The 13093-nt window shown below is 60.1% G+C and carries 9 protein-coding genes; 5 read left to right on the top strand and 4 right to left on the bottom strand.

All coding sequences use genetic code 11. The annotated features are described in order from the left end of the window. Positions 1-9: 9 nt before the first annotated feature. Complete coding sequence (locus tag DJ564_RS15695; RefSeq protein WP_109631062.1) at positions 10-3204, top strand: efflux RND transporter permease subunit; 3195 nt, start codon at positions 10-12, stop codon at positions 3202-3204. Then, positions 3201-4622 (top strand): efflux transporter outer membrane subunit, encoded by a 1422-nt coding sequence (locus DJ564_RS15690; RefSeq protein ID WP_109631059.1) that lies wholly within the window; start codon positions 3201-3203, stop codon positions 4620-4622. The genes DJ564_RS15695 and DJ564_RS15690 overlap by 4 nt, the downstream gene beginning before the upstream one ends. 205 nt (positions 4623-4827) lie before the next feature. Here DJ564_RS15690 and DJ564_RS15685 read toward each other — a convergent pair whose 3' ends face one another. From DJ564_RS15685 to DJ564_RS15675, 3 genes are read right to left on the bottom strand one after another with little or no spacing between them, the layout of a single operon-like run. Continuing rightward, entirely contained in the window at positions 4828-5793 is a 966-nt protein-coding gene (locus DJ564_RS15685) for an HlyD family secretion protein (protein ID WP_109631057.1), read from the bottom strand. Between the two features lie 4 nt (positions 5794-5797). Beyond that, positions 5798-5998, bottom strand: a complete 201-nt coding sequence (locus DJ564_RS15680; protein ID WP_109631054.1) for a DUF1656 domain-containing protein — start codon at positions 5996-5998, stop codon at positions 5798-5800. Then, positions 5988-8123, bottom strand: a complete 2136-nt coding sequence (locus DJ564_RS15675; RefSeq protein ID WP_109631051.1) for an FUSC family protein — start codon at positions 8121-8123, stop codon at positions 5988-5990. The genes DJ564_RS15680 and DJ564_RS15675 overlap by 11 nt, the downstream gene beginning before the upstream one ends. 182 nt (positions 8124-8305) lie before the next feature. Here DJ564_RS15675 and DJ564_RS15670 point away from each other — a divergent pair, with 182 nt between their 5' ends. The 3 genes from DJ564_RS15670 (at position 8306) to DJ564_RS15660 (ending at position 12657) form a co-directional block, all read left to right on the top strand. Beyond that, positions 8306-9361, top strand: coding sequence for a tetratricopeptide repeat protein (locus DJ564_RS15670; protein WP_109631048.1), 1056 nt, complete (start codon positions 8306-8308; stop codon positions 9359-9361). 126 nt (positions 9362-9487) lie between these two features. Further along, a complete protein-coding gene (locus DJ564_RS15665; RefSeq protein WP_109631044.1) occupies positions 9488-10990 on the top strand; it encodes an ATPase domain-containing protein in 1503 nt (500 codons plus the stop codon). A 14-nt stretch (positions 10991-11004) separates the two neighbouring features. Continuing rightward, on the top strand, positions 11005-12657 hold the full coding sequence (locus DJ564_RS15660; protein WP_371922080.1) for an ATP-binding protein: 1653 nt from the start codon (positions 11005-11007) through the stop codon (positions 12655-12657). Between the two features lie 29 nt (positions 12658-12686). Here DJ564_RS15660 and DJ564_RS15655 read toward each other — a convergent pair whose 3' ends face one another. Further along, positions 12687-13064 carry a response regulator gene (locus DJ564_RS15655; RefSeq protein ID WP_109631038.1) on the bottom strand — a complete coding sequence of 126 codons (378 nt, stop codon included), beginning with the start codon at positions 13062-13064 and terminating at the stop codon, positions 12687-12689. Between the last annotated feature and the right edge of the window lie 29 nt (positions 13065-13093).

Raw genomic sequence — 13093 nt, 5'->3', positions numbered from 1 at the left:
ACAACTCCGATGAATTTTTCCCAATTCTTCATCTCACGGCCGATCTTCGCAGCGGTGCTTTCGCTGCTGATCCTGATCGCCGGCGCCATCTCGCTGTTCCAGTTGCCGATCAGCGAATACCCGGAAGTGGTGCCACCGACCGTTGTGGTCCGTGCCAACTTCCCGGGCGCCAACCCGAAAGTCATCGGTGAAACCGTGGCCGCTCCTTTGGAGCAAGCCATCACCGGCGTCGAGAACATGCTGTACATGTCCTCGCAATCCACCGCTGACGGCAAGATCACCCTGACCATCACCTTTGCCCTGGGCACCGACCTGGACAACGCGCAGGTACAGGTTCAGAACCGCGTGACCCGGACTGAGCCAAAACTTCCAGAAGAAGTGACGCGCATCGGTATCACCGTCGACAAGGCGTCGCCCGACCTGACCATGGTTGTGCACTTGACCTCCCCGGACAAACGTTACGACATGCTCTACCTGTCCAACTACGCCTTGCTCAACATCAAGGATGAGCTGGCGCGTCTGGGCGGTGTCGGTGACGTGCAACTGTTCGGCATGGGCGACTACTCGCTGCGGGTCTGGCTCGATCCGAACAAGACCGCTTCGCGTAACCTGACTGCCACCGATGTGGTAACCGCGATTCGTGAACAGAACCGTCAGGTCGCTGCCGGTGCACTGGGTGCACCGCCTGCACCGAATGCCACTGCGTTCCAGCTGTCGGTCAACACTCAGGGCCGTCTGGTTTCTGAAGAAGAGTTCGAGAACATCATCATTCGCTCCGGCGACAACGGTGAAATCACGCGTCTGAAAGACATCGCTCGCGTTGAACTGGGGTCCAGCCAATACGCCTTGCGCTCGCTGCTGAACAACCAGCCGGCGGTGGCGATCCCGATCTTCCAGCGCCCTGGTTCCAACGCGATCGAGATCTCCAACGAAGTTCGCGACAAAATGGCCGAGCTGAAGAGGAACTTCCCGGAAGGCATGGATTTCAGCATCGTCTATGACCCGACGATCTTCGTGCGCGGCTCCATCGAGGCGGTGGTCCACACCCTCTTCGAAGCGCTGATCCTCGTTGTTCTGGTAGTGATTCTGTTCCTGCAAACCTGGCGTGCCTCGATCATTCCCTTGGTGGCGGTGCCGGTTTCGCTGATCGGTACATTTGCGGTGATGCACTTGTTCGGCTTCTCGCTGAACGCCCTGTCGCTGTTCGGATTGGTACTGGCCATCGGTATCGTGGTGGACGACGCCATCGTGGTGGTGGAGAACGTGGAAAGGCACATCGAGCTGGGAGAAACGCCCGTCGAAGCCACCAAGAAAGCCATGCGAGAGGTGACCGGGCCGATCATCGCGACGGCGCTGGTGCTGTGTGCGGTATTTATCCCGGCGGCGTTCATTTCCGGACTCACCGGCCAGTTCTACAAACAGTTTGCCCTGACCATTGCCATCTCGACCGTGATCTCGGCGTTCAACTCGCTGACTCTGTCCCCTGCCCTGGCCGCCGTGCTGCTCAAGAGCCACAGTGCGCCGAAAGATCGCTTTACCAAAGTGCTTGATAAACTACTGGGCGGCTGGCTGTTCCGTCCGTTCAACCGGTTCTTCGAACGCGCCAGCCATGGCTATGTCGGCACCGTAGCGCGGGTTATCCGCAGCAGCGGTATCGCCCTGCTGCTGTACGCAGGCCTGATGGTGCTGACCTTCTTCGGTTTCGCCCACACCCCGACCGGTTTCGTACCCGGCCAGGACAAGCAATACCTGGTGGCCTTCGCGCAACTGCCGGACGCCTCGAGCCTGGACCGTACCGAAGATGTGATCAAGCGCATGTCCGACCTGGCCCTGAAACAGCCGGGTGTGGAAAGTGCGGTGGCCTTCCCGGGCCTGTCGATCAACGGTTTCACCAACAGCCCTAACGCCGGCATCGTGTTTGTGACCCTGAAACCGTTCGACGAGCGCAAAGACCCGAGCATGTCCGCCGGTGCGATTGCCGGTGCATTGAACGGCCAGTTCGCCGGGATTCAAGAAGCCTACATGGCGATCTTCCCGCCGCCGCCGGTACAAGGCCTGGGGACCATCGGTGGTTTCCGCCTGCAGATCGAAGACCGGGGCAACCTGGGCTACGACGAGCTGTACAAAGAAACCATGAACATCATCACCAAGAGCCACAACGTGCCGGAACTGGCCGCCCTGTTCACCAGCTACACCGTGAACGTGCCGCAGGTCGATGCTGCCATCGACCGGGAAAAAGCCAAGACCCACGGCGTGGCTGTCAGCGACATCTTCGACACCCTGCAGATCTACCTGGGTTCGCTGTATGCCAACGACTTCAACCGCTTCGGTCGCACCTATCAGGTCAACGTTCAGGCTGAACAGCAGTTCCGTCTCGAGCCGGACCAGATCGGTCAGCTGAAAGTGCGTAACAACAAGGGCGAGATGATCCCGCTGGCGACCTTCATCAAGGTCAGCGACACCTCGGGGCCGGACCGCGTGATGCACTACAACGGCTTCATCACTGCTGAAATCAACGGTGCAGCAGCCCCGGGCTACAGCTCCGGCCAGGCTCAGGCCGCCATCGAGAAACTGCTCAAGGAAGAACTTCCGAACGGCATGACCTACGAATGGACCGACCTGACCTACCAGCAGATTCTGTCCGGCAACACCGCGCTGTTCGTGTTCCCGCTCTGCGTATTGCTGGCGTTCCTGGTGCTCGCCGCTCAATACGAAAGCTGGAGCCTGCCACTGGCGGTGATCCTGATCGTACCGATGACCCTGCTGTCGGCCATTACCGGTGTCATTGCTTCGGGAGGCGACAACAACATCTTCACCCAGATCGGCTTGATCGTACTGGTGGGACTTGCGTGTAAGAACGCGATTCTGATCGTCGAGTTTGCCAAGGATAAACAGCAGGACGAAGGTCTCAGCCCGCTCGCCGCAGTACTGGAAGCCTGCCGTCTGCGTCTGCGTCCGATCCTGATGACCTCCTTCGCGTTCATCATGGGTGTTGTGCCTCTGGTCTTCTCCAGCGGTGCCGGTGCCGAAATGCGTCACGCCATGGGTGTGGCGGTGTTCTCCGGGATGCTCGGGGTGACCTTCTTCGGCCTGTTGCTGACGCCAGTGTTCTACGTATTGATCCGTAACTTTGTGGAGCGCGGTGAAAAGCGCAAAGCGGCCAAGGCGCTAAAACTGGAAAAGCAACTGGAGGCGCAACAATGAGCCTGAAAGCCTTCCTGCCGAGCCTTCTGGTACTGGCCCTGAGTGCCTGTGCCGTCGGCCCTGACTACAAGACTCCAGCGACTGAACCGGCAAACATCACCACCGCCACCGATGGCGCTGCCGGTCAGAAAAACTTCGACCGCACGCGTTTCGAAGGCATCTGGTGGCAGCAGTTCGAAGATCCGACCCTCAACCAGTTGGTGACTCAATCGCTGCAAGGCAACCGTGATCTGCGCGTGGCCTTCGCCCGCTGGAAAGCGGCCCGGGCGATTCGCGATGACGTCAGCAATGACGCCATGCCCACCATCACCAGCCGCGCCAGCAGTGATTTGGGCAAAGGCCAGATTCCGGGCCAGACCACCAAACGGGTCAATAGCGAACGCTACGACCTGGGCCTGGACATGGCCTGGGAACTGGACCTGTTTGGCCGTATCCAGCGCAACCTGGAATCCAGCGACGCCGAGCAGCAAGCGGCCGAAGCCGATCTGTACCAACTGCAAGTCACCATGATTGCCGAACTGGTGGACGCCTACGGTCAACTGCGCGGTGCACAACTGCGGGAAAAGATTGCCCTGGCCAACCTGAACAACCAGCAGGAATCGCGCAAGATCACCGAAAGCCTGCGTGATGCCGGCGTCGGCGATCAACTGGACGTGGAGCGTGCCGATGCACGCCTCGCCTCGGTCGAAGCCAGCGTGCCGCAATTGCAGGCCGAACAGGTTCGGCAGAAAAACCGTATCGCCACCCTGCTGGGCGAGCGTCCGGACAAGCTGGCCGTCGACTTGAGTCCAAAAGACTTGCCGGCGATTGCCAAGGCTTTGCCGATCGGTGATCCGGGTGAGTTGCTGCAACGTCGTCCGGACATCCTCAGCGCCGAGCGCAAACTGGCCTCCGCCACGGCCCGTATCGGTGTGGCCAAGGCTGATTTGTTCCCTCGGGTCAGCCTTAGCGGCTTCCTTGGCTTTACGGCCGGGCGAGGTTCGCAAATCGGCTCCTCGGCGGCCAATGCCTGGGCGCTCGGCCCAAGCATTACCTGGGCAGCGTTTGACCTGGGCAGCGTGCGGGCCCGTTTGCGTGGCGCCGATGCCGACGCCGAAGGCGCGCTGGCGACTTACGAACAGCAAGTGCTGCTTGCGCTGGAAGAGTCGGAAAACGCGTTCAGCGACTATGGCAAACGTCAGCAACGACTGATCTCGCTGATCCGTCAAAGCGAAGCGAGCCGTGCCGCCGCGGACCTGGCCGAGATTCGCTACCGCGAAGGCACCGTGGACTTCCTCGTCCTGCTGGATGCCCAACGTGAGCGCTTGGCGGCCGAAGATACCCAAGCCTCGGCGGAAACCGATCTCTATCGCGGCATTGTCGCGATTTACAAAACCCTTGGCGGTGGCTGGCAACCAGAGACGGTCGCTAGCAAGTAAGTAAGTTTTTAAAGAGCTCCTTTGGTTGGCCGCAACCAACCAATTTTTTAGCCCTGCGCCTCATTCGGTCGCGGGGCTTTTTTTTGCTCATTCCGAATGCAACGCGTATCCCTGTGGGAGCGGGCTTGCCCGCGATTGCGGTGGGTCAGCCACCATCAATGTTGAATGTTCGACCGTCATCGCGGGCAAGCCCGCTCCCACAGGGTTAGGGTTGATCTTGAGATTTGTGGTTTTCCAGGATGGTGACGGTGGCCGTGGTCCCGGCCCGCAAGCGGTTCCTGGCGGCATAGTCGGCATCTATCTGAATCCGCACCGGCACCCGTTGCGCCAGTTTGACCCAGGTGTAACTGGGGTTGATGTTGGCCAGCAGGCGGTTACCGGGCAGGTTTTCCCGATCGGCAATCGCAAAAGCAATGCTCTGCACGGTGCCACCGAAGGTTTCGCCGCTCATCAATTCAATCCTGACCCGGTCGCCCTCCCTGATTCGCGGCAGTTTGGTTTCTTCGAAGTAGCCGCTGACATAAAACGAATCGCTGTCGACCAATGCCAGCAACGCGCCCCCCGCCGTGGCGTAGTCGCCCTGCCGGGTCAGCAGGTTGGTCACATAACCACTGACGGGCGCTTCGACCCGGGTGCGCTGCAAGTCGAGTTCAGCTTGCGTCAAAGCAGCGATGGCGAGTTGCACATTGGCTTGAGCCAAACCGAGGTTGGCCTGATTACGCAGCAACTCGGCCTGGGCCACCGCCACGTCCGTGCTGGATTTTTCCCATTCTTCGCCAGAGATAGCGGCGCGCTCCTTGAGAGTGCGGCGTCGACGCTCTTCGCTTTGACGCTGCCTGAGCAATGCTCCGCTGGCGACAATCGTCGCTTCGGACTGGCCGAGGGATGCTTTCGCCACTTCGACCGAGCGTTTGGCATGCTCCACCGCCAGGTTGTAGCGCGCGGGGTCGATTTCCAGCAGTAACTGGCCTTTGTCCACATGCTGGTTGTCCTGCACGCCCAATCTGACGATACGCCCCGAGATATCAGCGGACAACGTCACCACATCGGCGCGAACCCGAGCGTCCCGGGTCCAGGGTGCGCGGGTGTAATGCTCCCAGGCGAACCAGCCAAGCACGAAGGCCAGCAACACCACCGCAACAGTCGCGAGTCGGGCAAGGATCTTCTTCAAGGCATCAGGCTCCCATGACCAGGATCAGCGTTGCGCACACGCAGGCGTACAACGCACCCTCGAACAAGGCTTCATGCCAGACGAAACGCAGCACACCCATGCGTCTGAGGATCCAGTCCAGCAGCAGAAAAATCGGCAAGGCCAGCAGCAAGGCCTGGGCGATTGGCGGGAGGTAGACGCCACCTATTTCCAGATCAATGGGCAAGGGCCGGCACTCCTTCCGGTTCTTCGGGTTGAAAATGTTTGCGATGACGTTCAAGAAACGACACCACGATCAGCAGCGCCACCCGCATGCGGAACACTGACCACAAGTGTTCATGCACGACTAACTGCAAGTCGTCCATTTCATCGCCCAAGGTGTGCAAGTGTCCGAGCAACCGGTCAACGTCAATACCGGGTCTCCCAGCGACAAACCTGCCGGTCTCCCGGACCGAGGCCAACAAACGGTTTTGTTGATCGGTATTGAGCAAGGTGTTGCTTTGCCCCTGCTGTCGGAGCTGGTTCAACGCTACGCCCAGTGCCATGCAGCCGAGACTGACTTCAAACAGTTCGCCGGATTGCTTGTCGTGGGTGGCCGGCAACAGGCCCAACATCATGGTAAGGCGATCGACCATGCGGCTCTCAAAGGCAAACTGTTGCTCATCGGTGGCTGGCGTCTTCAGCAAGGCGTAGACCTGCTCGCAGTTCTCGTTGAACAGTCGGCGCATCCGCAAGACCGGCCGGAACGGAAAGATCAACGCATAGACACTGAGCGCCAGCGCCGCGGCATAGATATACGCACCGGCAAACTCGAACCACAGAATGGCGGTGTTTTGGCCGACGCCTGCGTTTTGCGGGCCCAGCAACAACATGGTCGTCAGGCCCAGTCCAATGCCTGTGCCGGTGGTGGCCGGGCTGGAAAGCCCTACCGCGACGGCATACAGCAAGGGGACCAGCAACAACGCGAGTAACTCGAAGTCACTGATCATCGGCACCAGCATGAACAGATAGAACGCAGACACCACCAAAGCCAGGCCCAACCCCCTGGCAAAGCTCTGGGCGGCCAGCAACGGCCGGGGGAACGTCGCCATCAGCGAACAGAGAATCCCCACCACGATCATCCCGCCACGGGCGCCGTCCCAGGCGGTCTCGATCCAGATCAGACCGGCCACCAGCAACGCGGAAAATGCACGAATCGCGTTCATCGCCGCCAGCGTGAAATCCAGATGCAGCGGATTCTCCTGGCCTCGGAACACGCAACTGGCCTCGCGGCCGTCCTGGATCGCGTCGCTCAGTTCCAGGATCTGCCCGAGTTGCTCCAACATCCGCGCCTGCTCCCAGCGCAACGCCCAGGCCAGCGAACGCAGGGTGGCGGGCATCGTCTCGGTGAGTTGTTCGGCCTTGTAGGCTTGGTCATCGAAACGCCGTTGCAACGCAGTGAAATGGTGCCGCGCTTCGGCCGACAAGGTGCGCCCCTTCACCGCTAACTCATCGAGAAAGGCCAGTTCTTCCGCGCGCAGCAGCTGGATCTCTTCGGGCAGATCACCCTTCCAGCGCTCGGCCAGCAGTTCGCGTTGGTGGCGCAGCGCCGTCAACCGCGAGGTCAGCAGCACCAGTTGATTGCCCAGCAACTGCACCAGACCATTGGCACTGCGCAACCGTGGCGCATCGAAATACAAGTGCCGTCGCAGCCCGTCAAGGGCGCTGATCTCACCCAGCAATTGCATCTGCCTGCGGTGGAAATCGCCCTCACTCTCCTCGGTCCGGATGACCGCTGCTGCGTGGGTCGCGAGCAGCTTGATCACTTGATCGATCTTGGCGAAGTAACTCCGGGCCACCGTCTCCGGGCGCGCGGTCAGCAGGCTGACGACGCAAACACAGGCCACCGCCAGTAGCGTCTCGGTGACACGGGTGACGGCCAGCAGGAACGTGCCGTCCTGATCAGGCACCGCCAGCAACGCGACTACGACCGCGGTGTAACCACTGAGGACAAAGGCTTGGGAACTGGTGTAGCGCAACAAGGTGCCGCCGGCGGTACAGAGCGCCAGCCACAAGGCCAGCGTAAGAATGAAAGGCATCGGCGCCTGGGGAAAGATTGCCATGATCAACACCGCGACTACCGCACCCAGCGTGGTACCGATGACCTGGCCGAAACTGCGGGCCAGGGCCATGCCACCCAATGGCTGGCTGACGATGACCACTGCCATGATCGACCACTTGGGCTGGTCAAGGTCGAACAGGAAAGCCAGGTACAACGTCAGCAGCCCGGCCGTGATGGTTCTCAAGGCGAACAACAGCACCCCTTGCCCGGGGTTGAGCATTGCCTTGAAGTACTGAAGCAGCGGTTGCATGGGAACACTCGTGGAGGCATCTCCAGCAAGCGTAGTCACTGCTTCAGGGCTTAGACGGGTTTCAATGTCGACGCGACCTGTAGGCCAAATCGTCGACATTGAACCGAGTCAGGGTTTGACTCACACGCCTACCTGACCGAAGCTGACAGCTTTGCAAAAGCCGCCAGCCCCCGGATTCCTGCATGCCCCAGTCCCGCCGTTACTTCCTCATCAGCCTCTGTGTCCTTTTCGCCATCGCCCTTGCCTGGTTTTTCCTGCGCAGTACGACACCCGTGGTGCCGGAAGCCATCAAGCGCGGCTACAGCGAAGCGTTGACCCAGGCGCGCGCCGGGCAACCGGGGGCCGCACGAGTTTTGTACCAGCAACTGGGTCGCCCTGACCTGTCGGTCAAACGCCGTGTCTGGTTGCATGCCGAACTGCCTAATTACCCGAGCCCGCATGCACTGAAACTGGCAGACGCAGACCTGCAGAACCCTTCGGCTGACGTGCGCATTGCAGCGATCAAAAGCATCAGCGGACTGGTGCCCAGTGGGCAACGCAGCCTGCTGATCGGACCGTTGCTCGATGACAGCGAACAAAGCGTGCGGTTTGCCGCGATCAACGCACTGCTGGGCCTGTCGCCAGATGACCTGGGCTTGTATTTCGGACCGCTGCAACAAGCCATCGATGCCTGGGAACAGGTCCTGAAGAGTCAACCCGCCAGCGCCGAAACCCAATACCAACTAGCCCGCCTGCACCTGCACAATGCCGAACTGAAAGAGGCGCAGCAGGCGCTGGAACGCACGGTGCAACTGGACCCGGGCAATCTGCCGGCGCTGGTGATGCAGATTGATGTCCTGGACAGACAGGGCCAAAGCGACGCAGCGCGGCAGTTGCTGGCGAAACAGTTGAAGGCGCAGCCCGACTCGGCCTACTTGCAACATGCCTTGGGCCTCTGGTTGCTGCATCACGGGCAAAGCGAGTTCGCCCTGCTCGGTCTGTCCAAAGCGGTCGAGATCGAACCGAACAACAAGGACTATCGCTACGATCTGGCGACTACACTGCACGGTGAGCAAGAGCTGGAAGCGGCACAAAAACAGCTGCAGGAAATCGTCCAGCGCCACCCGGCCGATCGCAAGGCCCGGCTGCTGTTGATCAATTACTGGAAAGAAAGCGGACAACTGCAGAACGTGCAAATCCTTTTGGCGCAGCTGGAACAGCTCAACCCAGACGACCCGGCGTTGCAACAAGGCTTGTAAAGCACCCTCCGCTACGCCAACAAAAAGGTTGAACCGTCGCCACGGCAAAAGGTCAAGTGATCAGGCAGTCCATTCAGGCACTTCAGGCCTGCTGCCTCGCTTCCCCTAGTCATGAGAGGGTTTTTTTTGTCTACATCTAACGAGTTGTTCAGTGCAAAAGCCGCCACCGGCATCGAAGGTCTGGATGACATCCTGGCCGGTGGATTGTCCCGCGGCCATGTGTTTTTGCTGGAGGGTGAACCCGGTACCGGCAAAACCACCGTCGCATTGCATTTTCTGTTGGCCGGCGCCCGTGCCGGCGAGCGCTCGTTGTACATCACGCTTTCCGAAACCGAGCGCGAACTGCGCCAAGGGGCCTTGTCCCACGGTTGGGAGCTGGATGAAAACATCCACATCTTCGAACTGACCCCGCCGGAAAGTCTGCTCAATGCCGAGCATCAGCAAAGCCTCCTGTATTCCTCGGACCTTGAGCTGGGCGAAGCGACCAAGCAGATTTTCGAAGTGGTCGAACGGGTCAAGCCGACCCGGGTGGTCCTCGACAGCCTTTCCGAAATCCGTCTGCTGGCCCAGAGTTCCCTGCGTTATCGCCGGCAGATTCTGGCGATCAAGCACTACTTCGTGCGCTATGACGCCACGGTGCTGTTGCTCGATGACCTGACCACCGAATCCCTCGATAAAACCGTGCACAGTGTGGCGCACGGGGTGGTTCGCCTGGAAGAACTGACGCCCAACTATGGCGCCGAACGCCGGCGTATCCGCGTCGTGAAGTACCGCGGCCAGAAGTACCGTGGCGGTTATCACGACTTCACCATCATGGGCGATGGCGTTCATGTGTTCCCTCGGCTGGTCGCGGCAGAACACCGCGGCGGTTACGTCCGTCAGCAGTTGACCAGCAGCATCAAGGAAATGGACGCCCTGCTTGGCGGTGGCATCGAGACTGGTTCCAGCACGCTGATTCTCGGCCCGGCCGGCACCGGCAAGTCGCTGATCTCGATGATCTTCGCTGCAGCCGCCGTCGCCCGGGGTGAAAAAGCCGCGCTGTTTATCTTCGATGAAGAGTTGGGATTGCTGTTTGAGCGCATGAAAAACATGGGCATCGACCTGCAAGCGCTGCAAGACACCGGCAACCTTTTGATCGAGCAAGTCGACGCCGCGGAACTGTCCCCCGGCGAGTTCTCTCATCGGGTTCGTCGTTGTGTCGATGAGCGCAATATCAAAACCGTGGTCATCGACAGCATCAACGGCTATCAGGCGGCGATGCCCGAGGAAAACGCGCTGGTGTTGCACATGCACGAGTTGCTGCTGTACCTCAATCGCCGAGGCGCCGCGACGTTCATGACGGTCGCCCAACATGGGCTGGTCGGGGACATGCAGGCGCCGGTCGACATTACTTATCTGGCTGACACGGTGATTCTGTTGCGTTACTTCGAAGCCCTGGGCAAGGTTCGCCGGGCCATTTCAATCATCAAGAAACGCACCGGCAGCCACGAATCGACCATTCGCGAATACCGCATCGGCAGCACGGGCATGACCATCGGTGAACCTTTGGATGCGTTCCAGGGCGTATTGCGCGGCGTACCGACCTATATGGGCGCCAGCCAGCCACTCCTTCAGGATGATGTCCGGTGAATGCGGTCGAGGCGATGTCCGAGCGCGCGATCATTCTCGCGCCGCTGGGACGCGACAGCCAGATTGCGCTGATGATGCTCAACGAAGCAGGATTCGAAGGTATCGTGACCCGGGATCTGGTCACGCTGTGCCGCGAGCTGGCGCTGGGTGCCGGCCTGCTGGTGATTTCTTCGGAAGCCTTGCTGGGTTGCGATCTCGAACCGCTGCTGGGCTTGATCGAGGAACAACCAGCCTGGTCAGACCTGCCGATCGTGCTGCTGACCCACCACGGCGGCCCGGAACAGAACCCCGCGTCACGCCTTGGCCCGCAATTGGGTAACGTCACCTTCCTCGAGCGCCCGTTTCATCCGGTGACGTTGATCAGCCTGGTCACCACCGCGTTGCGTGGGCGACGACGACAGTATGAAGCCAGGGACCGGTTGATTGACCTGAGCCAAAGCGAATTGCGGCTGCAAAACACTCTGGAAACCCTTGAGCAACAAGTCGAGGAACGTACCGCCCAACTGCGCCACAACGAAGAAGCGTTAAGGCAGTCGCAGAAGATGGAAGCGGTCGGCCAACTCACCGGCGGCATCGCCCACGACTTCAACAACATGTTGACCGGCATCATCGGCAGCCTCGAGTTGCTGCGTCGACGCCTGGCCCGGGGCCGCACCGAGGACCTGGACAGCCTGATCGATCTGGGGGTGACTTCCGCCAATCGCGCGGCGGGCCTGACACATCGTCTGCTGGCGTTTTCCCGCCGCCAGTCGCTGGATTCCAAACCCGTGGAAATGAACACCCTGGTGGTGTCCATGGGCGAACTCTTGCAGCGCAGCATCAACGAAAGCATTCAACTGGACATGCAGTTGAGCGAGGACTTGTGGGTGGCCGCGGCCGACCCCAATCAGCTCGAAAGCGCCCTGCTCAACCTGGTGCTGAACGCGCGCGACGCCATGCCCGAAGGCGGAAAGCTGGTGGTCACTACTTCAAATCAACATCTGGACAAAAGCTTCACCCAAGCCCAGAGCAACCTGCAACCGGGTGATTACGTTGTGCTACGCGTGACCGACACAGGCAGCGGCATGCCGGAAGGCATCATCAACAGGGCCTTTGATCCGTTCTTCACCACCAAGCCGATTGGCCAGGGCACCGGATTGGGCTTGTCGATGATTTACGGTTTCAGCAAGCAGTCCCATGGCCACGTGACCATCGAGAGTGAAGTGGGCAACGGCACGACAGTGAGCCTGTATCTACCGCGCTACAACGGAGATGTGGTCGAGGACACACGGGTGAATATCGCCCACGCGCCTCATGCCCAGGACGGTGAAACCGTACTGATCGTCGAAGACGATCCGGCAGTGCGCGTGCTGGTCAGTGCGGTATTGAGTGAATTGGGCTACGCGTTCGTCGAAGCAGGCGATGCCGACAGCGCGGTGCCGATTCTCGACTCCGGCCAGCGCATCGACCTGTTGATCAGCGATGTGGGACTGCCTGGAATGAACGGCCGGCAGCTGGCGGAAATCGGGCGGCAGTACCGGCCTGATCTGAAAGTGTTGTTCATTACCGGTTATGCCGAACACGCGGCGGTGCGCGGCGGCTTCCTTGACCCTGGCATGCAGATGATCACCAAGCCGTTCACCTTCGACCTGTTGACGGCCAAGGTGCGGGAGATGATCCGCATCTGAAAGCCCCCATGACGAGGGCTGCGGGTCGATTACGACAGCATGTCCTGCATCAGCTCTTGCAACTTATCCAGATCGAACGGCTTGTCGAGAATCGGCGCCTTGCGCGTGATCGGGCTGTCGGTCTCGCGGATTTCCTGGGAATAGCCGCTGATAAAAATCACTTTGAGTTCCGGTCGCAGCTTCACGGCAGGCTCGGCGATCTGCACGCCGGAGATCCCGCCAGGCAGGCGAAAGTCAGTGATCATCATGTCCAGGTGCGGCTTGCTCGCCAGTATTTCGAAGGCCTGCTCGCCGTTTTCGGCCTGCAGAACCCGGTAACCCTCACCCGACAAGTAAGCGGACAAAACCATCAGAATCGAGGGGTCATCCTCGACGATGAGTACTACATCTTGTGCATCTTCACTCATGGGAAGCCTTTGTTCGGTCAATAGCTGCT

The organism is Pseudomonas sp. 31-12, assembly GCF_003151075.1.
Taxonomy (GTDB): domain Bacteria; phylum Pseudomonadota; class Gammaproteobacteria; order Pseudomonadales; family Pseudomonadaceae; genus Aquipseudomonas.
This window is presented reverse-complemented; position numbering and strand designations above follow the sequence as displayed.